At 36.8% G+C, this 25,887-nt stretch carries 23 protein-coding genes and 1 rRNA gene; 7 read left to right on the forward strand and 17 right to left on the reverse strand.

The window, feature by feature from the left end:
- The coding region (locus BN358_RS04480) for a DUF2935 domain-containing protein (RefSeq protein ID WP_019228096.1) at positions 1-440 on the forward strand (440 nt) is incomplete at its 5' end.
- 30 nt (positions 441-470) lie between these two features.
- On the opposite strand, the gene BN358_RS04485 is transcribed toward BN358_RS04480, so the two are convergent.
- From BN358_RS04485 to BN358_RS04520, 8 genes are all read right to left on the reverse strand, one after another.
- Positions 471-1,151 carry a manganese catalase family protein gene (locus tag BN358_RS04485; RefSeq protein WP_019228097.1) on the reverse strand — a complete coding sequence of 227 codons (681 nt, stop codon included), beginning with the start codon at positions 1,149-1,151 and terminating at the stop codon, positions 471-473.
- A gap of 58 nt (positions 1,152-1,209) precedes the next feature.
- A complete protein-coding gene (locus tag BN358_RS04490) occupies positions 1,210-1,896 on the reverse strand; it encodes an ABC transporter ATP-binding protein (protein ID WP_019228098.1) in 687 nt (228 codons plus the stop codon).
- The gene (locus BN358_RS04495) at positions 1,889-3,049 is read right to left on the reverse strand and encodes an ABC transporter permease (RefSeq protein ID WP_019228099.1); all 1,161 of its coding nucleotides are present in this window, start codon (positions 3,047-3,049) and stop codon (positions 1,889-1,891) included. The genes BN358_RS04490 and BN358_RS04495 overlap by 8 nt, the downstream gene beginning before the upstream one ends.
- A complete protein-coding gene (locus tag BN358_RS04500; protein ID WP_019228100.1) occupies positions 3,046-3,693 on the reverse strand; it encodes a B12-binding domain-containing protein in 648 nt (215 codons plus the stop codon). The genes BN358_RS04495 and BN358_RS04500 overlap by 4 nt, the downstream gene beginning before the upstream one ends.
- Before the next feature lie 10 nt (positions 3,694-3,703).
- A complete protein-coding gene (locus tag BN358_RS04505) occupies positions 3,704-4,972 on the reverse strand; it encodes an efflux RND transporter periplasmic adaptor subunit (protein ID WP_019228101.1) in 1,269 nt (422 codons plus the stop codon).
- Between the two features lie 84 nt (positions 4,973-5,056).
- Complete coding sequence (uvsE, locus tag BN358_RS04510; protein WP_019228102.1) at positions 5,057-6,313, reverse strand: UV DNA damage repair endonuclease UvsE; 1,257 nt, start codon at positions 6,311-6,313, stop codon at positions 5,057-5,059.
- 143 nt (positions 6,314-6,456) lie between these two features.
- Complete coding sequence (locus tag BN358_RS04515) at positions 6,457-7,299, reverse strand: EFR1 family ferrodoxin (RefSeq protein ID WP_019228103.1); 843 nt, start codon at positions 7,297-7,299, stop codon at positions 6,457-6,459.
- 1 nt (position 7,300) lies between these two features.
- Positions 7,301-8,212 (reverse strand): DMT family transporter, encoded by a 912-nt coding sequence (locus tag BN358_RS04520; RefSeq protein WP_019228104.1) that lies wholly within the window; start codon positions 8,210-8,212, stop codon positions 7,301-7,303.
- A 197-nt stretch (positions 8,213-8,409) separates the two neighbouring features.
- Between BN358_RS04520 and BN358_RS04525 the strand changes: the two genes are divergently transcribed.
- Entirely contained in the window at positions 8,410-8,685 is a 276-nt protein-coding gene (locus BN358_RS04525; RefSeq protein WP_019228105.1) for an autorepressor SdpR family transcription factor, read from the forward strand.
- A complete protein-coding gene (locus tag BN358_RS04530; RefSeq protein WP_019228106.1) occupies positions 8,675-9,313 on the forward strand; it encodes an SdpI family protein in 639 nt (212 codons plus the stop codon). Before BN358_RS04525 ends, BN358_RS04530 begins: the two co-directional genes overlap by 11 nt.
- A gap of 33 nt (positions 9,314-9,346) precedes the next feature.
- Here the strand turns inward: BN358_RS04530 and BN358_RS04535 are convergent, their stop codons facing one another.
- Positions 9,347-10,549, reverse strand: a complete 1,203-nt coding sequence (locus BN358_RS04535) for an FprA family A-type flavoprotein (protein ID WP_019228107.1) — start codon at positions 10,547-10,549, stop codon at positions 9,347-9,349.
- A gap of 194 nt (positions 10,550-10,743) precedes the next feature.
- Between BN358_RS04535 and BN358_RS04540 the strand changes: the two genes are divergently transcribed.
- Positions 10,744-11,433, forward strand: a complete 690-nt coding sequence (locus BN358_RS04540) for a YjjG family noncanonical pyrimidine nucleotidase (protein WP_019228108.1) — start codon at positions 10,744-10,746, stop codon at positions 11,431-11,433.
- A 135-nt stretch (positions 11,434-11,568) separates the two neighbouring features.
- Here BN358_RS04540 and BN358_RS04545 read toward each other — a convergent pair whose 3' ends face one another.
- From BN358_RS04545 to BN358_RS04565, 5 genes are all read right to left on the reverse strand, one after another.
- Positions 11,569-13,026: a glycosyl hydrolase family 18 protein gene (locus BN358_RS04545; protein WP_019228109.1), complete on the reverse strand. Its 1,458-nt coding sequence runs from the start codon at positions 13,024-13,026 to the stop codon at positions 11,569-11,571.
- A 187-nt stretch (positions 13,027-13,213) separates the two neighbouring features.
- Positions 13,214-14,101 (reverse strand): DegV family protein, encoded by an 888-nt coding sequence (locus tag BN358_RS04550; RefSeq protein WP_019228110.1) that lies wholly within the window; start codon positions 14,099-14,101, stop codon positions 13,214-13,216.
- 158 nt (positions 14,102-14,259) lie between these two features.
- Positions 14,260-15,660 carry an MATE family efflux transporter gene (locus BN358_RS04555; protein ID WP_019228111.1) on the reverse strand — a complete coding sequence of 467 codons (1,401 nt, stop codon included), beginning with the start codon at positions 15,658-15,660 and terminating at the stop codon, positions 14,260-14,262.
- A 171-nt stretch (positions 15,661-15,831) separates the two neighbouring features.
- The gene (gene hypD / locus BN358_RS04560; protein ID WP_019228112.1) at positions 15,832-18,204 is read right to left on the reverse strand and encodes a trans-4-hydroxy-L-proline dehydratase; all 2,373 of its coding nucleotides are present in this window, start codon (positions 18,202-18,204) and stop codon (positions 15,832-15,834) included.
- Between the two features lies 1 nt (position 18,205).
- Positions 18,206-19,105 (reverse strand): trans-4-hydroxy-L-proline dehydratase activase, encoded by a 900-nt coding sequence (locus BN358_RS04565; protein ID WP_019228113.1) that lies wholly within the window; start codon positions 19,103-19,105, stop codon positions 18,206-18,208.
- A 295-nt stretch (positions 19,106-19,400) separates the two neighbouring features.
- Between BN358_RS04565 and BN358_RS04570 the strand changes: the two genes are divergently transcribed.
- Both BN358_RS04570 and BN358_RS04575 read left to right on the forward strand, forming a co-directional pair.
- Positions 19,401-20,798, forward strand: coding sequence for a sigma-54-dependent Fis family transcriptional regulator (locus BN358_RS04570; protein WP_019228114.1), 1,398 nt, complete (start codon positions 19,401-19,403; stop codon positions 20,796-20,798).
- Between the two features lie 94 nt (positions 20,799-20,892).
- Positions 20,893-21,828 (forward strand): AEC family transporter, encoded by a 936-nt coding sequence (locus tag BN358_RS04575; protein ID WP_019228115.1) that lies wholly within the window; start codon positions 20,893-20,895, stop codon positions 21,826-21,828.
- 431 nt (positions 21,829-22,259) lie between these two features.
- Here BN358_RS04575 and serS read toward each other — a convergent pair whose 3' ends face one another.
- Entirely contained in the window at positions 22,260-23,537 is a 1,278-nt protein-coding gene (serS, locus tag BN358_RS04580; RefSeq protein WP_019228116.1) for a serine--tRNA ligase, read from the reverse strand.
- A 415-nt stretch (positions 23,538-23,952) separates the two neighbouring features.
- Here serS and BN358_RS04585 point away from each other — a divergent pair, with 415 nt between their 5' ends.
- Positions 23,953-24,171 carry an alpha/beta-type small acid-soluble spore protein gene (locus BN358_RS04585; protein ID WP_019228117.1) on the forward strand — a complete coding sequence of 73 codons (219 nt, stop codon included), beginning with the start codon at positions 23,953-23,955 and terminating at the stop codon, positions 24,169-24,171.
- A gap of 32 nt (positions 24,172-24,203) precedes the next feature.
- Here BN358_RS04585 and BN358_RS04590 read toward each other — a convergent pair whose 3' ends face one another.
- Together BN358_RS04590 and rrf are read right to left on the reverse strand one after the other, a co-directional pair.
- Entirely contained in the window at positions 24,204-25,412 is a 1,209-nt protein-coding gene (locus BN358_RS04590; RefSeq protein WP_019228118.1) for a DNA polymerase IV, read from the reverse strand.
- Positions 25,413-25,567: 155 nt separating this feature from the next.
- Positions 25,568-25,684 (reverse strand): 5S ribosomal RNA (gene rrf / locus BN358_RS04595).
- Positions 25,685-25,887 lie beyond the last annotated feature (203 nt).

Raw genomic sequence — 25,887 nt, forward strand, 5'->3', positions numbered from 1 at the left:
TAAGAGCTCTGGAAGAAGCTGAGTTCTGGAAGCATCAGGAAAGTGAGCATACAGATGTAATAATGGAGGTTGCTCCCGACCTGGAAAACGAATATGTTGAAAAACTTGAACAATATAAGCAGATTTTTGATTCAACCCATGACCGTGCAGTCCAGTATTCGCAGGCAGCAATAAACTGCAGCAACATCATATCAGGGGAAATGTACGAAAACATAGTGAACATTGTTGATCTATCAATAAGACAAAGCAAAGTCTTTGTTGAATTTCTTGGAATGCTTCTTAGAGAAAGCGAAGCAGTAAAGGAAAATCCTGCAGCAGTAACAGTAGTAAACCACATAAGAAGAGAATCCGAATACTTCATAGGAGTTGTCACTGCATTTTTAAATGAAGGCTGCTCAAATCATTATGATGGCGGTCCGATTTACGGAAATATTATGTAATCAAAAAAACGGCGGTATCCCGCCGTTTGCTTATTTTTTTGAATTAGGTGCTGCGAAACTTGGTGGCTGTGCATTTTGAGCACTGAAGGAATTGCTTCCCGGTGATGATAAATCAAAATAAAGTTTTGAATCTGCTGTGACCCCCCAGCTCTTATTAGAACCTGTGTCTTGAATTTTATTGAATGCTTCACGAAACATTGTGTTATGTGCTTCTTCACGGTTTAATAAAAAGTCTATTGTTTCTCTTACACCCTTGTCGTTGATTTGCCTGTACAAATATTCATATACAACCTTTGCTCTTTGTTCCGCAGAAATGTTTGACAAAATGTCAGCTACCAGATCTCCTGTTTCTTCGATGTAAGCAGCAGTCCAAAGATATCCTGAAGCGTTTGAAAGCACAGGTGTAAGTCCTGATGATACATGAGCCTGAATGTTTCCTATGGTGGCATTTTGAGCATCAAGTTCATGTCCATTCAGCAAATTCACAGTTGTTGCAACCATTTCAAGATGGCTTAATTCTTCTGCCGCAATGTCAAGAAACAAATCTTTTATTTCCTTGTCCTTGATTCGAAGACTTTGAGACATGTACTGCAGTGCTGCTTTAAGTTCACCGTGAGGTCCCCCAAGCTGCTCCTGCATCATAGCCGCATAATTTGGGTTTATATTGTCTACCCTTACTTCAAAAAGTAACTTCTTGTCATGTTTAAACATATATTTCTCCTTAAAAGATTTTGTTTTATCTTTTCCTTTAAGCGAGAAAATATGAATATTATTTTCTTAAATCAAGGTCTATTCTTCCATCCTTTACTTCAACAATTCTGTCTGTTTTTTCAGCAATTCTCTGGTCATGGGTTATTATTACAAATGTTGTCTTATATTTTTGATTTATGCGTCTTAATATTGAATAAACAGTTTCAGTTGTTTCGGAATCAAGGTTTCCTGTAGGCTCGTCAGCAAGAATTATTTTTGGTTTATTAATAAGTGCCCTTGCAATAGCAGTTCTTTGCTGCTGCCCTCCTGACATATCCGTAGCCAGGTTGTTTTTAACTTTTGAAAGCCCAACCATGTCAAGAAGCTCGTCTGCCCAAAAGTCTACTTCCTTTGGAATATTGAAATTTTTGATTTTATAAGGCATCAGCACATTTTCTTTTGCTGTGAATTCAGGAAGAAGGTAGTGAAACTGAAATATAAAGCCCATAGTCTCATTCCTTAGTCTGGCAAGGGCGTCCTTGTCCAATGTGTCCGTCCTGAATCCGTCAATGTAAACTTCTCCGCTTGTTGGTTTGTCCAATGTTCCAATGATGTTAAGCATAGTGCTTTTCCCGCTTCCTGATTCTCCTATTATTGAGTTGAAGCTTTGTGCCTGGAAGCTTAAATTAATATCAAACAAAACCTGCGTCTTAATTTTTTCTCCATAAATTTTATTTATATTTTTAAGTTCAATAATATCAGCCATTTTTAATCACCTCTATGGGGTTAAGTCTCGAGGACAGTCTTGCAGGAATTAGGGATGCTGCAACTGCAGAACATACAGCAAACATTCCTGAAAGTAAAATGAATCCTATGTTTATGTAAATCGGAACAATTGGTGAGCCGTCAGGGTTCACTGCAAAATTTGTGAAGAACCATAAGAGTACAAAACCAAGGATTATCCCAAACACTGCTCCCACAATACCCAGCATGAGACCCTGGAAAACAAATATTAGGCTTGAATCCCTGTCCTTTATTCCCATTGCCTTAAGTATTCCTATCTGTTTTGACCTCTGGACTACAGAAATGGCAAGCACACTGGAAATTCCAAGAAGTACTGCAACCATCACAAAGACCTGAATCATATAGCTTGATACGCTTTGACCGTTTAGACCGCTTAATAGAGACTGATTTTGATCCTTCCAGTTTTCAACTTCAACATCATTTACTGACATATTGTACGCTAAATCCTTTGCTGTGTCATCGGCTGTGAACACTTTTTTGACCTGCATTTCTATTTTTGTGACGCTGCTGTCCAGTGACAGCATGTCCTGTGCTGTTTCAACGGTTGTTACAACCCATGATTCATTCAGGGATGAAACTTCCAAATCGAATAGGCCTGTTACTTCCATTCTTGTTACATTGCCTGAAGGCAATATAAGAGTTATTTCATCATTGATTTTTGTGTCTGACTTAAGTGCAAGGTCTTTTCCTATTATTGCTTCATCTTTTTTTACCGGCATTCTTCCCTCATAAAGACCTTCGCTGAATTTGTAAATTTTGTCAGCATCATCTACCACAAATCCTCTTACAAGAACGGGAGCAGTATCATCATCATAGTCAATGGTAGCTGAGCCCTCTGCAGCAGCTGATATGTTAGTTATGTTGCTGTCTGAAATCCCAGCCTCATATATTGCTCTCTCCCAATCCTTGATTGATGTTTTGCCATTTGCAGGAACTATGGTGATGTGTGATGAACTTCCTATTGTTGTATCAATGAGACTTGCCTGAAGACCCTGTATTAGCGACCCTATAAAAAGCTGCACTGCAACTCCCACAGATATCCCAAGTATAATCAAAAGTGTTTGTCCTTTGCCTGACTTTAAAAACCGCAGGGCTATGGTAAAAGATAATCTCACTTTTCTTCACCTGCCCTTAAATTTACTATATCCTGGTATGACTCAAGGTAAATGTCTCCGCCTATTTTTTCAACTGAAACTAAATTGCTCCTGAAAGCATTGCCTCCAACCAGCACGGTCACTTTTCCGCCTGTCATTTCCTTTATTCTATGTATCATTCTCTGTGCTTCAAACAAAAGATAATAATCTGTTACACTTATGGCTGCATATTTTGGACTATTGCTTGCAATTGCATAATAGATCTGTTCTCTGGGTGTGTTTGTTCCAACAAATATTGCTTCATATCCGTTCAGTAAAAAAAAGTCTGCAATCATTCTAAGTCCCACCTCATGATATTCCCTTTCGGGGCACGCAAGGACAACCTTAATTCCAAGAGGCGTCACATGTTTTTTCAGTTCTATTACAAAAGGATATGCGGATTCTATGACAGTCCTGATGATGGAAGTTTTAACGTGTTCAATCCATATGGAGTCTTCCATGCCTATGCTTGTGTCAATTGAATAAAGGGCAGGACGAAGAATTTCCTCATATAGCTCGGGAATTGTAATCTCATTATTTTTCAATGTATTTATTGCAAGCAAGACGCATGCTTCCTTGTCCAATTCATTAAAATGATTCATGAAACTTAACTTAACCTCATCCATATAGATCTCCTTAATTCTTAAGTTTCACAGAATCACCATCAATCAATTCTTCAGGCGGATTTAAAATTACTTTTTCACCTTCGGAAATTCCTGATACCTCTGTGAGATAACCGTCAGATAATCCTGTCACAACGTTTTTCTTTTTTACAGTATTATTTTTTAAAACAAACAGGTACATTTTGCCGTCAGCACCTCTTTTAAGAGACTCATTCTTTAATAAAAGGGAATTTTCACTGATGTCAATTATTATATTTGCTTTTCCTTCATATCCTGACTTAATGAAATTGTCGCTGTTTGTAATCTTTATTGTTATTTCAACTTTTGGAGTCTTGCTGCCGCTTTCCTGATCAATCTCAGCCGTTTTTCCTACGTTTATTACATCACCTTCATAGACACTGTTCATTCCGTCTAAATACACCATTGATTTTTGGCCTTCTCTAATTAATACAGCATCTTCCTGAGGTGCTTTTGCTGTAAATTCGTAGGAATTTGTGTCATAAATAATGATTTTGCTGCCTGCGGAAGTTTTTCTTCCTTCATTCAATGGAAATTCTGTTACAACACCGTTCACAGAAGCGTAAATTTTATTGTTTTCAATTTTATTGTTTATGTTTTCAATGTCAAGCTTCAGGGTATTTATATCTCTTCCTGTGTTTATGGTGTCAATTTGTACAGACTCAATATAGTCGTTGTAATTAGCCTCAGCGTCGCTGTAATCAAGCTTGGCTATATTAAGTTTGCTTTCTAAGTCCTTTGCTGCAGAAACATATCTGTCATATTCTAATTTGCTTATGGCGTTTTCATCATACAATACACTGATTATCTTAAGGTCTTCATAGGATGATTCAAGATCAGTTTTAACATTGTTGTACTCTTCCTGGCTCTTTAAAAGCTTGTTTTTAAGAATGCTCACTTGCGAATCGCTGTTTTTTAATTCATCAAGATCTGAATAAAGTTTTTCCAGACTAATTTCAGATTTCTTAAGTTCAATCAAAAGGTCTGTTGAATCAAGTTCTGCAAGAAGTTGCCCTTTTTCAACAGTGCTGTTTTCTTCAACATAGGTTTTCAGTACCTTCAATTCAGAGGGTATGGTAATTTCTTCGTAATCCGCTGATTTTATCACGCCTGAAAGTTCTATGCTTTTAGTTACACTTCCATAGTAGGCTTTCATTGTGGTCACTTCAACAGCTTCATCATCCTTTGAAAGCATAAAATAAACAAATAGAAATATTATTATTACTGTTACTATAATTATTACAGTCTTTATATTCTTTTTCATAGTGTCCTCCCTTGTGAGAATTTCCATGAAATAATACCCTATAAAAACTGAAATTAAACACTGTTTTAAAATATATTATTTTTATTAGCTCAATGTAAAGTAATATGAGTTTTTTAAGTATCCCTGCCTGTATTTTATGGTAAGTTTTTTAAGATGATTTTTAACTGTCTGAAGGGATGTTTCCGACTTCATGTATTCATCCAGCAGCTTCATGAAAGTACTTTTTTCATTTTCTGTTGCCACATCCTTAAAATATCCCCATACATGCTGCAGCGAGTTTATGGCATGGCCCTTTTCCTCTTTCTTTGTTATTGCACATTCAATAACATTATAAAAACCCACAGCATCATAAACATTCTTGTTCTTTAACAGCTGCCTTATTTTTATATAATCCTCAGGTGATTTTTCCAGCACGCTGTACTTGTACCTGCTCCATTCCTTTTCAAGATATTTGATATTTTCATGTTGAACTGTTGAGTTGATGCACTTTATGCAGGAAATGTTTTTGTCCTTAACTTCAAGCATTATATCTAAATTTTCTCCTCCCACACGTTTGTAAAATTCCATAAATTCATTGATTCCAATTGTTTCAGAATGTGAGCCTTTCTTTTTATCAGGATTTTGCTGTGAATAGTGTACTTTCTGCCTGCCGTCACTAATATTCCAAGTCTTGCTGCACTCCTTTATCCAAAAATCATCACTTGAGTTGTCACAAGGATTTGCAGCGTTGTGCAAATTGTCATATACAACAGGTATATTAAGTTGAATTCCTGCTTCAAGCACATCTCGTACATTAAATGATTTATCGTCATTTTCTATAACAAGTCTGTTCTTTATGTTTTCGTCAAGCAGTTTATAATTGTCCATAAATCTCATAATGGCTGATTTTTTATCTCCATAAACTCCTCCTATGTGAAGAATTATTTTCGAATCTCTTCCAGCATTCAGGCAGTCCAGAAATCGGTTGTGGTAAATGAGGTCTTCCACAGCCCTTTTTACCACATCATCTTTCGGAGAGTTCAAAACAGTGTATTGACCGGGATGCATGGAAACCCTCATGTTGCATTTTCTGATTTTTTCTCCTATTATTTGAAATCTTTCCTCGAAAATATCCCACCAGGGAATGTTGTTGACAACACTTGAGCCAAAAGGAATGATGTCGGAACTTATTCTGAATAGGTTTATACTGTTTTCAATGTTGTAATCAATTATATTTTCAAGTGATGTAAGATTGTGTTCAATAAGCTCCAGAAGTTTTTCATATCCTGCATTCTTGATTGTGCAGCTTTTAAATCCTGTGTTATGTACACCAACTGTAAGACATGCATATCCTATACTCATAATTCCTCCTACAATAAAAGAGTTGCTGTGCAACTCCCAGATTATTTACAAATCTAATTTTCCATAAATCGTAGGGGCGGAACTTGTATCCGCCCGTTGTCAATTCAATAATTTTGTTATCTTCGAGAGGACAGTAGTCCTCCCTACATTATTAAGAAAAGTTCCGGCAACTTTCTAGCCTCGTTTTCTTCTTCTAGTTCTCTTTTGTGTTTCATAAAATTCTCATCATCAAAATATTTTGCATGTACAGGGCATTTTTTTATGCAAGCGCAGCATTTTATGCATATACCATTGAGTGTTGATACGTTATCATAATCTATGCTTCCCATGGGACACACTTCTGCGCAAATTTTACAGTCTGTGCATGCATCACCTGTCTTTGGAGTAATTTTTCTGAAGTCCACCGGATTACCTTCTCTGTCCTTTGGCTTGTAGTAATCTCTGTAAACTTTTTCTATTACTTTATATCCATTGGCTGCATTGATTTTTGGTTCTTCATTTATTATTTTAATGATTTTTGCTGCAAAATCAGCAGCTGTATTCAAATCTTCTTCATCAGGCCTGTTCATTGCGAGAGTGTCAGAAAATGAATGTTCACCAATAAATGCACAGCCACATATAACATTAAAACCATCTTCTTCAAGTATGTCCCAAAGTTCCTTCAAGGCATCGTCATAATTTCTGTTTCCGTACATGACAATGGCAACAGCCGTTGCTCCGTTTCCTTTGACTGTGTTCAGGAACTTAAGAAGTACGTTTGGAACCCTTCCTGCTATAACGGGAACCCCTACTACCACTATGTCATCTTCGGTAAATGAATACTGTTTTTTTCTTGCTTCAGGCAGTGTGAAATCAATTATTTCCCACAAATTCTGCCCTCCCACGGCTGAAATCTCCAGCGCTAATTTTTCAGTGGTTTTTTTTGTTGTTCCTGTGGCGCTAAAATAAAATGCGCTGATTTTTCTGTTAATAATCTCTCTCTCCATATTATTCCTGCTTTATTTTATTTTTATTACGTGATGATAATAATTCGCCAAAATTTATTTCCATTATAAAAATACTTGTAATCATAAGCATTGCTCCAACATACGACTTTGTAGTAAGAATTTCTCCTGCAACGAAAAATGCAACAACTCCCGCAAACAATGTTTCCAGGGAAAAAATAATACCTACGTGAGAGGCATTTGTATATTGTTGGGCAATTGCCTGTACAATAAATGCCACTCCCGTGCAGAACACAGCCAGGAACAAAACAGGAGCCCATATTTTGGGTTCTGTTGGCAGATGTGGTGTTTCAAATACAAAAGCCAGGATTAAATTAAATAATCCTGTAAATCCAAGTTGAAAAACTCCCAGCTGGAATGGATTCACCTCTTCATGGGCAACAACTTTCTCAGTTACCAATAAATCAATGGCATACATGAAAGCACACATAATGGAGAGAAGATCTCCTTTTAAGTTTGCATAGTTAATTGTAAAACTTTCAGTAAGTGTCAAGAGCCCTATTCCAATGAGAGTCATAAACACAGCAAGAATGACTTTTTTGTCCGGTATTTTTCTGTACACAATGCTGGACAATATGGGTGTGAAAATTACAGTCAAACCACAAAGAAATCCTGTATTTGACAATGTTGTGTACTGAATACCGAACGTTGCTCCTATGTAAACAACAACAAGAATGGCTGACAGCAGCACACTGTACTTCAGCGTTGCCTTAGAAACGTTTTTCAGTTTCGTAAAAGCCAATATTCCTGCAACTGCAAATGCAATGAGAAACCTGTTTGCATTAAGTGTAAACGAACCCATATCTTCAAGACTCAAATCCACCAGGTAGTAAGAAACCCCCCAGCTTAATGTTACAAGCAGCAGCATTAAGTCTGCTTTTAATTGCTTAGACATTTTATCCCTCTATATCAATGAAATTTTATTCTATAATTCAATATATATTATATCTTAAACATTAAAAATTTACAATTGCATAGTCATTATTTCATGCAGTTATCTATTTAGAAAAATTTCGAAACAGATATTGACATTGATGTTTTACTGGATTATAATCTATTTAGAAAAACATCTAAATAGTGAGAGGTGATAAATTGGGATTCCCAGAAACTTTTAAGGCGCTTTCCGATCCTGTACGAAGAGAAATACTTGTGATGCTCAAGGATGGAAAAATGTCTGCAGGAGAAATATCAGAACACTTTGACATGACAGGCGCTACTATATCCTACCACCTGTCACAGCTTAAAAAAGCTGGATTGATTTTTGAAAGCAAATATAAGAATTTTATTTATTATGAAATAAATATTTCCGTATTTGAAGAGGTTATGTTGTGGTTCACCCAGTTTGGAGGTATGAAAAATGAAAATTAAATTTGACAAAATGCTTATTTTAACCACTGTTATATGTATTCTTCCCGTAATAATGTCACTGATTGTCTTTGACCGTCTTCCGGATCAGATTCCGGTTCACTGGAACTTCAAAGGCGAGGTAGACAACTACGCTTCAAAGGCATTTGGAGCATTTGGACTTCCGTTTTTAATGGCTTTCATCAACTTCATAGTGCATATGAGCCTTAACAATGATCCTAAGAAAGCCAATTATTCAGTTGTTCTAAAGCAGTTTTCTCTGTGGCTCATACCTGTGATGACATTGTTCCTGGTTCCTGTTACTCTTCTCATTTCCATGGGCTATGACATCAAAATAAATATAGTTGTTCCGGTTTTTGTTGGTATTATTATAATAATATGCGGCAACTACCTTCCGAAGTGCAAACAAAATTACACAATGGGTATAAAGCTGCCCTGGACATTGAACAGCGAGGAAAACTGGAACAAGACACATCATCTGGCAGGTTTTATTTGGACCATAGGAGGAATACTTCTTGTTTTGACCACATTTTTAAACGTGAATTCTTTGCCGCTTCTCCTAACTATAGTATTTTCCCTGGTTTTTGTACCGGCAATATATTCATACATGCTTTATAAAAAAGGAATTTAGCAAAAGGCGCAGAAAATTTTCTGCGCCTTACTTTTACTTCATTGATTCAATTATTTTGTCAACAAATTCATCAATTGCTTTGTGCTGCTCTTCTTTCATTGATGATGTTATTTCAAGGGGATTCCCTATTATTTCAACATTTTTCATTGTACATGCTATTTCTTCCATGACCTTTGATGCTCTTGGTGCCCAGGAGCCGTTTCCTACCAGTGCAACCTTCCTGTTCTGAAACTGAAGTGCTACAAGTTCCTTCATGAGGTTTTCCATTCCATAGTAAAGTCCAAGGTTGTATGTTGGAGAAGCAAAAATTATGTGGCTGTATTTCCAAGCATCAGAAATGATGTATGAAGGATGTGTCTTAGACACATCATACATGTGCATATCTTTAACACCTTTGACAGCAAGCTTATTTGCAATTACATTCATTACATTTTCCGTATTGCCATACATTGAAGCATAAACCAACATTACACTTTTCTTTTCAGGTTCATACCTGCTCCACAAATCATATTTGTTTAAAATGTATGACAGGTTGTTTCTCCACACCGGTCCATGAAGAGGACAAATCATTTTTATTTCACATGATGACAATTTCTTCATTACAGCCTGAACTTGCTGTCCGTACTTGCCAACTATATTGGCATAGTAGCGCCTTGCTTCTTCCGCATATGTGCATTCAAAATCAGTGTCATCTGAAAAAAGATTTCCGGAAAGTGCTCCAAATGAACCGAAGGCATCTGCTGAGAATAGAATTTTTTCAGTCATTTCATAGGTAAACATAACTTCGGGCCAATGAACCATGGGTGCAAAGAAGAATTTCAGACTGTGTTCTCCAATACATAGAACATCTCCTTCTTTAACTTCATGCATGTTCATGTGGAAGTCAAAATTGTAAAACTGGCTTATCATCTGGAAAGTTTTTTTGTTTCCTACAATTTTAATGTTTGGGTACCTTCTTACAATTTCTTCTATGTTTGCGCAGTGGTCAGGCTCCATGTGGTTTAAGACAAGATAATCAAGATTTCTTCCGTCCAAAGCTTCAATTATGTTTTCAATAAACTGTCTGCTAATAGACTGATCAACAGTGTCTATGAGCGCAGTTTCACGATCTATGATTACAAATGAGTTATAGCATACCCCAGACGGTATTGGAAACATATTTTCAAAACGCTCAAGTCTTCTATCGTTTCCCCCAACCCAAATTATATTCTTGCTTATATTTTGTATACAGTGCATAATTTTCCTCCTGTTATGCTATGTAGTAGTTTTATTGATATTTGCATAAATTATATCACACAAAGGTATTTCGTGGAATATTTTTGACGACAAAAAGGGATAATTTTTTAATTCACTAAGTCTGAAATACAAAAGCAAGTTGACTCCATAGATAATTAAATGTAAAATAAAATAACAAATTAGGGAGAATGACTATGAAATATGAAGTAATAATGTTTGACGCAGATGATACACTATTTGATTTTAAAAAAGCAGAAAAGGAAGCTTTTAAAAATACAATGGTAATCTACGGTATCAATTATGATGAAAATTACCACTACAAAATATATGATGAAATAAACACTGCATTGTGGAGAGACTTTGATAATGGACTCATAACTCAGGAAGAATTGAAATACCAGCGTTTCAAAGAGCTCTCACATAGACTGGGTGCAGGATTTGATGAGTATGAGTTTGCAGAAATTTATATGAAAAATTTATCTCAAGGTTCATTCCTGTATGAAGACAGCATTCCATTGGTGGAGGGCCTCAAGAATGATTACCGTATGACAATTATAACAAACGGACTTACAGATGTGCAGCACAACAGGGTAAGAAATTCTGCCATAGGTAAGTACATGGAAGAAGTTATAATATCAGAGGAAGTGGGCCTTTCAAAGCCTGATTTCAGAATCTTTGACTATGCACTTAAAAAAATCAATTACCATGACAAAAGCAAGGTTATAATGGTGGGTGACAGTCTCACCACGGACATACAGGGAGGAATCAACTCAGGAATTGACACATGCTGGTACAATCCGGATAAAAACGTAAATAAATCAAAATTTAAACCTACTTATGAAATATCTCAGCTCATGATGCTTAAAAAAATACTTGAAGGCTAAAAAGGTTAGCGTTTCATTCCAGTTTGTAGGAGAGGACTACTGTCCTCCCGCATTTAGCAAATCAATAACCACGGGCGGACACAAGGTCCGCCCCTACAACTTATGGCAAAACTGATTATTCAATTCTGCTATAATTTAATTATTGAGACTATCGTAGAGAGAATTCAACAACACTTTGTTCGGATCCTGGCTTAATTCCCACACTGCAGCTCCCCCAAGGCCCTTAGTGTTTATGTAATCTGCCTTAAGAGACATTGAGGCAGCATCCTCATAGCTTATGAAAACTTTCCCATTGTAAAGCCACGGAACCATGGACTGCTCATGAAAATATCTTACAAAACCATCCTTGTTCATATAATTTACTTCAATATTGGCATAACTTAATGATTTTCCTGTTGAAAAAGTCTGATAGAGGCCGTTGTTACCTGTGCTTGAAGTTTCATATAAATATCCGTAAAATGGAACTCCCGCTACCAGTTTTTCCTTTGGGAAACCTGCATTTATCCAAGCATTGACACTTGAATCAACGCTCCACTTGTACTGAGGAGAGGCATCAGTGTTGTTGTAAAGAGGCGCATTGAAATCCGTGTAGGAATCCCATGTACCATGAATATCATATGTCATGAGAGTGGCATAGTCTACATATTCATGAAAAATACCAGGCTCGGTGTTTCCTATGTAGTAATTGCTTGCCCCGCCTGCAATTGTTAAAAGATAATGCTTGTTGTCCTTCAAGCTTTGTTCATCCATTTTCTCACGTATTTTTTTCAACAGCAGTGTAAAGTTTTGCTTGTCTTCAGGGCGCCTTGAATTTTCGGCTAGACCGCCGCCAACAGGGTATTCCCAGTCAAGGTCTACGCCGTCAAGTCCATACTTTGTAATGAACTCAACACACCCAGCTGCAAAGGCTGATCTTGATGTTTCAGTTGCAGCAGCATCAGAGAACTTTCCGGACCATGTCCAGCCGCCAACTGAAATCAATATTTTCAAATCAGGGTTAACTATTTTTAAGTCTTGAAGCATTTTAAAATTGGCAGGATCCTTATCGGGATATCCCATTACTAATTTAAAATCAGACCCGATATTAGCAAATGCGTAATTTATGTGGGTAAGCTTGTTTGCATCAAGCTTGTCAGGAGTAAATCCGGAATATGAAGACCATGCCGCATAATAGCCCACAATTTTCTTTGCTGTTTCTGTTGGAGGATTAGGAACATAATCCTTTGACAAAGTCACGATTAAAACATTGCTTGGCTTTGAGAGATTTCTTTTCACATCCTTAGCCCTTACGTAAAATTCATATTCAGTTCCCGGAGTCAAATTTTCGACTGTATAAGTGCAGTTTAAAGTTGATGCGAAATATGTACCGTCTTTGTAAATGCTGTATGCATTGACACCCACATTGTCCGTTGATGCATCCCACTTAAGAGTAACCGATGTTTCATTTGCAGACGTCATGTGAAGATTGGCTGGGGCTGTTGGCGGCTGCTTGTCCGCTTTTTCTGCAAATGCAATGTTGTCGAAAGGCAAAACAAACAGCACAAAGGCAAGAACAATTGATAACGTTTTTTTGATTTTTAAGTTCTTATTCATGATAATTCTCCTATGTTGTAGTGATACAAGTATAGCATAGCCCCTTTTATTAAGGTAATGCAATATATGGCAAGTTGTTTTGCACTTAGTTTTTCAGCCATAATAATCCATGATTCTGCATTAAACAGCCTTATACGGCTCAAATAAAAAGTTCCGGCAAACTTTCCGGAACCTGATTACTATGCAATTAATCTATCCTTTTGTCACCATAGAAGAATAAGGCAACTGTGCCCGGACCAGTGTGTGAGCCTATTACTGTTCCAACACTGTTTATCATTATATTACCGTCCAGTTTGTGGAATTTGCTTTCGATTAAATCGGCAACTTTTCTGGCATCTTCATAGCAGGCTGAGTTAGATATGTAGCACCTGCCTGAATAATCAAGCTTGTTTTCCGCATGCTCTTCCATTCTTGCAACAATTTCTTCAATGACATGCTTTTTCCCTCTGTATTTTGACCGAGGTATGAGTTTTCCTTCATGGTTCATGTTAAGTAGAGGGCAAATATGGAGCATTGTTCCGACTATGTTTGAAGCTGCTGAAATTCTGCCGCCTCTGTAATAACTTGTAAGGTCAGTTGAAAAAAACCAGTGATTGACTCTTAGTTTGTTTTCCTCAAGCCAGTGAAATGTTTCCTCAATTGTGCTCCCACCATCCCTCATATCGCAGGCGGATGTTACAAGCAGTCCGTAACCTGATGATGCCCCCAGAGAATCCACAATCAGTATTTTTCTTTCAGGATACTTTTCCAGGAGTTCTTTTCTTGCAATGTTAGCAGAGTTGTATGTACCGGAAAGTCCAGATGACAACGAAATATGCAGTATGTCATGTCCTTCCTTGAGCAACGGCTCGAAAAATTCTACAAATTGAGCTACATTTACTTGAGATGTAGTTGGTTGGGATCCATCTGATATTTTTTTATAAAATTCTTCAAAGGGCATTGATTGACCTAAATCGTCCTCGTATTCTATTCCGTCCATAATAAAATGAAAACAAACAAATGGTACATTTCTAGATTTAAAAAATTCAAGAGGCATATCTGCAGTTGAACAGGATGTGACAATAAAATCAGACATATTATAACTCCTTTTTTATTTTACAAATATTTTATCATGAAAATATTGCAGATTCAGTCGAAGTTTATTCGATAAATCAGCGCTTAAATGCAATTAAGTTTATTATTCCAAAAATTACATCTATTTACATTATAAATTATTGAAATTATATGTCAAGTTTATGCAATTTTTGATTCTATTTTTGTTCCTATTTTTGCTTCACCTTCAGTGTTTTTATGTCTTCTTTTTTTCCAGAAATATATGTAGTATATGATAAACAACACTGAAGTTACAGCCCAGCTCAAAGGATAGCTGAATATAACTGTCTTGATTTCAGGTCTTTGTGGAACTGCTATTATTATCCATAAAACCCTTAATCCGCACACACCTATGCTAGTGAGAAGCATTGGTACAAGCGAATTTCCCATACCGCGCAGCGCTCCTGACAATATTTCTATAAATACAAATGTAAAATATGTGGGAACTAGGAATTTTAAGATTTCCATTCCTTTTTCAACAACGGCAGCATCTTCAGTGAACAAAAGGTACACATGCTGTCCTGTAAAGTACAATATTATGCTTAAGGTAACTGCTGCTCCCATGCACATTACAAGGGTCTGGCGAACGCCTTTTTTCACTCTGTCGATTTTTTCTGCACCGTAATTTTGTCCTGCAAAAGTTGTAATAGAAACACCAAAGGCTCCCATAATCATCCAGAACAATCCGTCTATTTTTGAAAATGCAGTCCAGGCGGCAACAGTGTCTGTACCAAAGGAATTTATACTTGACTGTATTACTATGTTTGCTATGTTGTACATTGAAGACTGAAACCCTGCAGGAAGTCCTATTCTGAAAATTTGTGCAAGCTTTTCTTTATCTATTTTAATTTTACCAAGAATTATCCTGTATGGCTCAGATGTATGCATTAATATATAAATTACCAGAAATGCACTTATGCACTGTGACAACACAGTAGCTATACCAACGCCGTAAATACCAAGACCGAGCACCGCTACAAACAACAGGTCAAGCACGATATTTATAATGCAGCTGGCTATCAAAAAGTAAAGAGGTCTCTTAGAATCTCCAACTGCCCTTAGAATTCCTGAGCCTATATTGTAAACCATGTTTGGAATCATCCCGGCAAAGTATATTCTTATGTAAATCAGGGAATATTGTATTACATCTTCAGGAGTTCCCATTGCTTCAAGTGCAATAGGAGCAATCAGTATTCCTCCAACTGTGAAAAGTGCTCCTCCTATGGTTGCCATTGCTATGGCAGTGTGTACAGCAACATTTAAATCATCATGTTTTCTTGCTCCATAATACTGTGAAATTATTACAGTGGCTCCTGAAGAAAGCCCAACAAAAAAACCAACAAGCAGGTTTATAAGAGTGCCTGTTGTTCCTCCTACGGCCGACAGTGCTTGTTTTCCTATGAATCTTCCCACAACAATGGCATCTGTAGTGTTGTAAAGCTGCTGAAAAAATGTTCCCAACAAAATAGGAAAAAAGAATATGAGTATCTGTTTCCATATAACCCCTTCAGTTATATCGTATTTATTAATATTATGTTTCATTACTTGCTCCAATCAAAAATTATCATTTTGATGTTATATCACTTTAGCTGCAAAGTCAATAATCCAATAAATTATTTTTTTACCTGTCTACAAGAACAATATTTTATATAGCAGCTGGCAAAACAAAAGGCAAATGTGATTTGTATTCACATTTGCCGGTGAGCCAAATATTTAGTTAAATGACTGCTCTGTTCTGTCTATAATTTCATCCTGCAAAGCCTTCTCAAGGTTGTTGAAATGGTCTGAATATCCTGCTACCCTCACTATAAGGTCCTTGTATTCATCAGGATTTTTTTGCGCATCAAGAAGAGTGCTCTTGTCTATGACATTGAACTGAATGTGGTGTCCCATCATGTGGAAGTATGCCCTTATAAGAGCTGACACATTGTCAAGTCCTTCTTCTCCTGCTATTGATGACGGCGTAAACTTCTGATTTAAAAGTGTTCCTCCCGTTGAAGTGTGATCCATTTTTGCACATGATTTTATAACTGCAGTAGGACCGTTTGTATCTGCTCCCTTTTCAGGTGAAATCCCGTCTGTAACAGGTTTTTCCTTGAGCCTTCCGTTTGCTGATGCTGTCATGACAGAACCGAAATATACGTGGCAAGTTGTCGGAAGCATGTCAATCTGGTATGTCCCGCCGCATACTGCCTTTCTTCCTCTTATTCTGTCTCTTACATTTTCAAACACATCCAGCATAATGTCATCTGCATAGTCATCGTCATTGCCGTACTTTGGTGTATGGTTGAGAACCAGGTTGTGAATCATTTCATGACCTTCAAAATTTGCATCTATGGCTGCAAGAAGTTCCTTCATGGTGAATCGTCCTTGTTCAAACACGTTGTATTTTATTGATGCCAGACAGTCAGTGATTGTTCCTATTCCAACAATCTGAATGTACCTTGTGTTGTACTTTGCACCGCCTGCGTTGTAATCTTTTCCGCTTTCCTTGCAGCCGGTTGTAAGAACAGACATAAATGGTGAAGGCATGTGTTCTGCAAATATTTTTTCTATTACGTTGTTTCCTCTTATCTTAACATTGATAATGTACTCAAGCTGTTTGAAAAAGGCATCTTCAAGCTCCTCATATGATTTGAAGTCTTCCGGATTGCCGGTTTGAATGCTGATTTGTTTGTTTGTGTACTTGTCAAAACCATTGTTCATTGTTAGCTCGAATATTTTAGGAACGTTGAGATATCCCGTCAATACATATGCTTCTCTTCCATGGCATCCTGTTTCAACACATCCGCTGGAACCGCCGAACCTTGCATCTTCAAGAGATTTTCCTGCGTTTATCAGTTCCTGTATGAGTTCCTCTGTGTTGTAAAATGCCGGCTGTCCCCATCCTTTTCTGGAAATTTCAACAGCACGTCTTAAAAATTCATCGGGTGTTTTTTCGCTTATCTGCACATTTGAACTTGGCTGGAGAAGTCTCATTTCATCCATGGTATCAAGTATGATGTATGAAACTTCATTCACTCCGTCTTCACCTGTATAAGGATCTATTCCTCCGGTGTTGAAGTTTGCAAAGTCAGTGTATGTTCCGCTTTCCTTAAGGGTTATTCCTACCTTCGGAGGAGCAGGCTGGTTGTTGAATTTTATCCACAGGCACTCCATCAGTTCTCTTGCCTTATGGTAATCAATTGTTCCTTCTTCTTTTTCCTTCTTATAGAAAGGATACAGGTACTGATCAAGCTTTCCTGGAGAAAATGCATCCCATGTGTTCAGTTCTGTTGTGATACCTATGTGCACAAACCAGTACATTTGAAGAGCCTGTGCATAAGTTTCAGGTTTGTTTGCAGGTACAACATCGCAGTTTCCGGCAATCCACAAAAGTTCTTCTTTTCTTTGTGGGTTAGTTTCCTTTTCACCCAATTCCCTTGCATATGCTGCATATCTTTGTCCGTAAATCATTATGGCATCGCATGAAATTGCCATTGCTTCAAGCTGTGCCTTTTTGTCGTAAGCATCCTTGTCATTTAAAAAATCCAGCTCATCAATTGCTTCCAGGATTTCCTTTTTAAATTCCAAAAATCCCTTGTGATAAAATTTATCATCTGCAACTGTATGTCCCGGAGCCCTTTGTTCCATGAATTCCGTGAACATTCCTGCTGCGTAGCAATCTTTCCATTCCTGTGTCATGGAAGCAAGAATCTTGTCTCTTGTGGACTTGTTCTGCCAGTAAGGCAGAATTGTTTCAGCCTGTACTGTTTTGTCTTCTTCATTGACTTTGAAATTGATGTATTTTCTTTCGTTCATTACAGTCATGTCTTCAACCGTGTGGGCACAAAGTTCAGGGAAAGTGGGAACAACCTGAGGTCCTTCGCTTTTTTCTCCAACTACAAGCTCACCTTCACCGATGTACAGTTTCCTGTTTTCCATGAGATATTTAAAGTTCATTGCACGGAGCACCGGGATTTCCACGGTTCCGAAATTATTCTTATAAAACTCCGTTTCAAGCAGTGCCCTTTCCAAACTTACCCTGGGCTGTGTAGACACACTTTCCAGTCTCAACATCTTTGTTCTTTCTGTATAGCCTCTCATATTAACCTCCTATTTTTGCTTTATAACCCTTATTTTCAAACATCTCCTTAAATTTTTGCATCTTTTCATCGGATGGCTTTGACATCCTGTCATCTTCATAGATCTTTCCAAGTTTTTTGTATTTGTGCTTTGCTATGTCGTGGTATGGAAGTAGATTTACTTTGCTGATGTTTAACCCTTCAATAAATTCAATTGTTTTAATAATGTGTTCTTCATCTCCATTGACACCTTCAATTATGGGCATCCTGAGATTGATATTGTTGTGGATTTCAGATAGTTTTCTTAAGTTTTCCAGAATCAGCTTATTTGACATTCCGATAAACTCAACGTGCTTTTCATCATCCATGTGCTTGATGTCGTAAAGAAACACATCCGTATACTTCGCTGCTCTTTTAAGATTTTCAAAGCTCACGGCACCACAGGTGTCAACTGCAGTGTGAATATTATTATCTTTAAGTTTTTTTAGGAGCTCTTCTACAAAATCAATGTGAATCAAAGGCTCTCCTCCTGACAATGTCACTCCTCCGCTGGATTTTTCATAGAAAACCCTGTCCTTCAGAACTTCCTTCATTACATCATCAACAGTGTATACTTTTCCGGCAATCTGCCTTGCGCCCTGAATGCAGTATATTACGCATTGCCCGCAGCAGTCACATGACTCATCTGTAGTAAGATTGTTGTTTTCAATTTTAATGGCTTTTTTAGGACAGATTTTTTCGCATGTTCCGCAAAGAACGCATTTGTCCCTGTCGTAAAGAATTTGAGTTTTTATATTCTGGCTTTCTGGATTATGGCACCACAGGCATTTAAGAGGACATCCCTTAAAAAATACGGTTGTCCTTATGCCGGGTCCGTCATGAACAGAAAACTTTTGTATGTTAAAAATATTTGCTGTATTCATTTTATCTCCAATTATATTTTCATACAATTATATATGCAATTTTCAAGCCAATAATTAGCATTTAAATTTCAATGTTTATATTTTTATGTATAATTTTTAATACAAAAATATGCCAGATTTTATGACAGTTGTAAAATTTTCATAATTTTCAATAAATCGGCTCCTATGCTGATATTATAACAGTAATCGACAAATTACAACATTTGATTTATTCAAATATGTTGAATTTCATTTTTTTCAGTGCTATTATGGTTAAAAGAGTGTAAATTACAAAAACAGAATTACAGAGGATATCATGGACTATAAAAATATTTTGAAATTAATATCTGAAAACTTATATTGTGGAATATTTATTGTTGATAATGAAGGAAAGGTAATATTCTATAATCAGTCAATCAATGACCTCGCTAGACTGAATGTTGAAAACGCTGTAGGAAAACATATGCTTGAAATTTTTCCAAAGCTTACAGAAGAAACAAGCACCATTTTGAGAACATTGAAAACCGGGGAAGGTTTAAAAAATTATGTTCAAAATTACTATAACTACCAGGATAAGCGAGTAACAATTCTTTCAAGCACTGTTCCAATATATGAAGGCGGACATCTTGAAGGTGTTGTTGAGATATTTTCCGATGTGGACAAATACAATAACATGAACCAGACCAAGAGCAGCAAAGGCTTCATGGAAAATACCATATACACACTTAATGACATCATTGGAAACAGCAAAGAAAAAAAAGAATTGAAAGAAAAAATCAAAAAAACAGCCAACAGCAATTCACCCGTCCTTGTTTACGGAGAAACAGGAACAGGAAAAGAATTGGTTGTACAGTGCCTTCACAGCGAAAGTACACGCAGAAATAAACCTTTTATAGCACAAAACTGCGCTGCCATCCCAAGCACACTTTTCGAAAGTATTTTGTTTGGAACTGCCCTGGGAAGTTTTACTGGAGCAAAGGATTCAAAAGGTCTCATTGAATCAGCTGAAGGCGGAACATTATTTCTTGACGAAATAAATTCCATGGATATTACATTGCAAGCTAAGCTCCTGAGATTTCTGCAGGAAGGCCACATAAGAAGACTTGGAGAAAACAAGTCCCATGAGGTTGATGTTCGTGTAATAGCAGCCTTGAACGAAGACCCATATGAAGCAATAGAAGCAGGCACACTGAGAAAGGATTTATTCTACAGACTGAGCGTTATAAATTTCAGTCTTCCTCCCCTCAGGGAAAACAAAAAAGACATAATTGAAATAAGTAATTATTTCCTTGAATTTTTTAACAGTAAGCTTAACAAGAACATAAAAGGATTTTCAGATGAAGTTCTGGATTTTTTCAAGTGCTATGACTGGCCCGGAAATGTAAGAGAACTAAAACATTCAATTGAATATGCCGTAAATATAACTGAAAGCAACACAATTTCCAAAAGTGATCTCCCTGATTACTTTAAACTGAAAAATAAAAAAGCAAATGCTGAAGTTAAAATGACAGATGATTTATTTACAGATGATAGTTCTTCACTCCTTACTCTGAGTGAACAGGTTGGACAGTTTGAAAGAAAGGTAATAATAAACGCACTTAAGCAATATGACTGCAACATTTCCAAAACTTCAAAAAAACTTGGACTTCCAAGGCAGACACTGTACTACAAAATGGATAAGCTAAACATCAAAATGGACAAAACATTAGACTAAAAAAGTGCTTAGAAAACCTTCATAAGGTTTTCTTTTTTTGTAACCAAATAAATATTCCACATAAAATAATATACATTAAAAAGGAGGTATTCTTTTGGAAGTATCAGCAATTGCAGAAAGTGTTTTTTCGCTTTTCATAATAATCCTTGTAGGAGTTTATGGCAGCAAGAAAAACATAATTACCCCCGAAATCAACAAGGGACTTACAGATATCCTAATAAAAATAGCACTGCCCTTCATGATTGTTTCTTCTTTTATTTTTACATATGACGACACAATAAGGACAAATGTTTTAAAGACATTTTACTTAAGCCTCACTGCATATGCATTAATGGCCGTTTTCTCTTGGCTTGCTCTTTTTCCTGTGAAAAATGACAAAAAAATAATCCTTCATTTTGCTAATGTCTTTGTAAATACCGGTTATATTGGTTTTCCAGTTTTATATTCCATATACGGTTCAGAAGGTGTAATTTACGGATCAATATTCAACATGTTTTTTGTTGTATTTCTCTGGACTTACGGGCTCCTGCTTTTTAAAGGTTCTCTAAACAAAAATGAAATCAAAAAAGAAATGTTAAGCGTGATATTAAATCCATCTATTTTAGCAGTATTTATAGGAATCTTCATAATGGTATCAGGCGTAAGGCTTCCTGCGCCTATTTTTTCAAGCATTAAAAGCATAGGGAACATTACAGGACCATTATCCATGTTCATTATAGGGAACATTCTGTCAAATGTAAAAATTAAAAACCACTTCAGAGACTGGACAATATATTACGGAATAACATTAAAACTTGTTGCTATCCCATTAACCATATATTTATTTTCACTGCTGTTAAATGATTATTCCAAGGCTGTCAATTCTGTTATTGTCATGACTGCCATGCCTGCTTCTGCCATGACTTCCATCCTTGCAGAAAGTTTTGATAAAGAAAAAGAATTTGCAGCCATAATTGTATCTGCAACAACACTGCTTTCCTTGATAACAGTACCTGCACTGATACAATTCACAACATATTTTGCTCCATAATAATTTGTTGCCAATGAGACAAATAAAAAGTTGCTCCGCAACTCCGCTAGGGGGACCTATGTCCCCCTTCGGCCCAAAAAATACTGACGTATTTTTTGCTGAGCACCCCCCTTGACGGCAAGGGCGTCCCGCCCTTTGCAATCCCCGTTTTTTATATACTAGGAAAGAGAATTTTCCTAGTATATAAAAAAGCCGCAGTTGAAAACTAATACAACTGCAGCTTTTGTTTCATCTGTTTATATAAAAGTTGACTCTTTATGAGCTAGAATCTTCTGCAGCATCTTCTGCGACAGCGATTATTGCACCTGCCAACTCCATAACCAAGTATGAACCATGGGAATAAAGTACACCACATATTATCAAATCCTTTTATTTTGTACTTGTACTTATATTATTCCATTTTCGTTTTTTTGTTACAATACTTTGAAAATCTATTTTATAACAGTCATACCGCCCATGTATGGCTGAAGAGCAACAGGGATATTTACTGAACCATCTTCATTCAGGTTGTTTTCCAGGAAAGCTATGAGCATTCTTGGTGGAGCAACCACAGTGTTGTTCAGAGTATGGGCAAAATACTTGCCTTCTTCGCCATTTACACGAATTTTCAGACGTCTTGCCTGTGCCTCTCCTAAATTTGAGCAACTTCCAACTTCGAAGTATTTTTTCTGTCTTGGTGACCATGCTTCAACGTCAACAGATTTAACCTTAAGGTCTGCTAAATCTCCCGAACAGCATTCCAGGGTTCTTACAGGAATGTCCAGTGAGCGGAACAAATCAACAGTGTTCTGCCACAATACATCAAACCATTTTGGGCTTTCTTCCGGTTTGCAGACAACAATCATTTCTTGTTTTTCAAACTGGTGGATTCTGTAAACTCCTCTTTCTTCTATGCCGTGAGCTCCCTTTTCTTTTCTGAAACAAGGAGAATAGCTTGTTAATGTCTGAGGAAGTGAGCATTCAGGAAGAATTGTATCTATGAACTTGCCTATCATTGAGTGCTCGCTTGTTCCTATAAGGTATAAATCTTCGCCTTCTATTTTATACATCATGGCATCCATTTCAGCAAAGCTCATTACTCCTGTAACAACTTCGCTTCTTATCATGAAAGGAGGAACGCAGTATGTAAAGCCCCTGTTTATCATGAAGTCTCTTGCATATGAAATAACAGCTGAATGAAGTCTTGCAATGTCTCCCATGAGGTAGTAGAATCCGTTTCCGGCAACTTTTCTTGCACTTTCTAGATCAAGTCCGCTGAATTTTTCCATTATTTCAGTGTGGTATGGAATTTCAAAGTCTGGAACAACCGGTTCGCCGTATTTCTGCACTTCAACATTTTCACTGTCATCCTTGCCTATTGGAACGCTTGGATCAATGATGTTAGGGAGTGTCATCATTATTTTTTTAATCTTTTCTTCAAGCTCTGCTTCTTTTACTTCGAGTTCAGCCAGCATTTCAGAATCCTTTGTAACCTGCAGCTTCAGTTCTTCAGCTTCTTCCTTCTTGCCTTTAGCCATAAGTCCGCCGATTTCCTTGGATATTTTATTTCTGTCTGCTCTTAAATTGTCTGCCTTTTGTTTTGTTTCTCTGCTTTCAATATCCAGTGCTATTACTTCATCCACCATAGGCAGCTTGTTGTCCTGAAATTTCTTCTTAATATTTTCTTTCACTATTTCAGGATTTTCTCTCACAAATTTTAAATCTAACATGTCAAACCTCCAAATTATTTTTTACCGGCAAATGCCGCAATATTTTTAAACAATAAAAAAATCCTCCATCCCGTATATGGGACGAAAGAACCGTGGTGCCACCCAAATTGTCAGCATAAGCTGACCACTCGCAGTATTTTAAAGGTTACTAACCTTCGATTCATCACCGACAGCTCCTAAAGTGGAAAGATTTAGTCTTTCACCGGTTCTCACCAACCACCGGCTCTCTTGAGAAATTCATAAATCGAAGCTTTAATCATCGCTTAAAATATTTGTTTTGATTATTATATAACATTTTTTTCAAATTGCAAAGCTTTTTTAATATTGTTTCCAAATAAAAATATAATAACAATTATTTCTACGTTTAATTTTAAAAATGGAGACAATAATATTCATATAAAGAGAGGAAAACAATATGGATGATAAAATATTAAGTAAAAATATTGTCTCACCTGAGGCAAGAATGGCTTTAGATCAAATGAAAGCCGAAATGTCCAGAGAACTTGACATAGCTAACCCACAGGCAACAGACAGAGGAAATCTTACTTCAAGACAAAACGGCTACGTGGGTGGATATATAGAAAAAGCAAAGAAACAATTCAACATAGAACACAAAGGAACAAAAATCACATAACCTTAATCCCCGAACTGAATCGGGGATTTAATTTATAATTTTTTATTATTATCTAAGTCCATTAACGTACCTGGCTTTATTATTGATGATCCATATTTTTGACGTATATTATGAATGGCATTTTCAAGGTTGTCAATTTTGTTGTTACTTGTAGCTTCATTGTCTGATTTTGGAAGTTCAAACAATGATATTTGTTTTGATTCATGATTTTTATCAAAACCACTTAAACTTATGCCAAGAAGCCTAACAGGACTTCTGTTCCAATTAGCCTTAAGAAGTTGAACTCCTGCAGTATAAATATCCTTCACCAGACAAGTAGGAGGAACGCTCATCTGCCTTGTGATGCTTTTAAAATCCGAATACTTTATTACTATTTGCACCGTGTGACCTTTTTTCTTGTACTTTCTTGCAGACATTCCCACATCATCTGAAAGCTCTAAAAGAACTGATTTTGCAAATTCCATGTCGGTGGTGTCATGTGATAGAGTAACAGACCTTCCAATTGATTTCATGTCACCTTCACAGTGAGGTGCAACAGGCGACATGTCAATGCCGTTTGCTAGCAGATGAATTTCACCGCCCATTTTCCCCAGCTTGCTTATTAAATAATCCCTGTCTGAAAGGGCAAGGTCTTTTATAGTTCTCATTCCCATATTTTGAAGCTTAATAGAAGTTTGTTTTCCAACTCCATACATGCTGCCCACAGGAAGAATCCACATTTTTTCTTGTATGTCTTTCTTCCACAGCTCTGTAATGCCAAGAGGCTTTTTCATCTCTGAAGCCATTTTAGATAAAAATTTATTTTCAGAAATACCAATGGAGCACCATAGATTAAGTTCACTTTTTATGCGTTCCATTATATTTTTAGCAGCTTCCAGAGGTTCACCGAAAATTTTTCCGGTTCCTGTCATGTCAAGCCATGCTTCATCGATGCTGTTTTGTTCTACAACAGGAGTGAATGAAGATAAGATTTCCATTACTTCATTTGATTTTTCTTCATAGAAGCGATGGTCCGGCGGTATTACAACAAGATCAGGGCAAAGCCTGAATGCTTCCCTGAGAACCATAGTGGTCCTGATTCCATATTTTCTGGCTTCATAATTTGCAGTTAAAATTATTCCGGTTCGGTTTTCAGGGTCACCTGCTACTGCTGCAGGCTTCCCTGCAATTTCAGGATGACGTGTACTTTCGCAACTTATAAAAAAAGCATTCATATCAACCAGAAAAACAACTCTTTCCATCTTCACACCTCCTTTAATCTTTATACAAGTATATCCTTTTTGAGCTTTAAATTCAAGGCGCATGTTCTTTTAATGAGGTATTGAATTCAATAATATTTATAAATCATAAATTAATGCAACAAAAAAACAGTTGAAAAATTTCAACTGTTTTCATGACCCGGCGACGTCCTACTTTCCCAGGCAGTTTCCCACCAAGTATCATCAGCGCTAAAGAGCTTAACTTCCGTGTTCGGGATGGGAACGGGTGTGTCCTCTTTGCTATAGTCACCAGATCTAGCCCTAACCCAATTTTTCAGAGTCTTTTTTCTGAAAAATAGCTGGTAGGTCTGACGCAACGAGCTCCAAATTTTACGACCGTTAGGGAGTAAAAATTTGTGATGCGAGACTGCATTTACCTATCCAACGTTAGGTATTTATATTAAAAGTTCTAATTTATCAGAACCCTCAAAACTGCACAGGAAAATTACTTGATCGA

It is taken from the genome of Sedimentibacter sp. B4 (assembly GCF_000309315.1).
GTDB lineage: Bacteria > Bacillota > Clostridia > Tissierellales > Sedimentibacteraceae > Sedimentibacter > Sedimentibacter saalensis.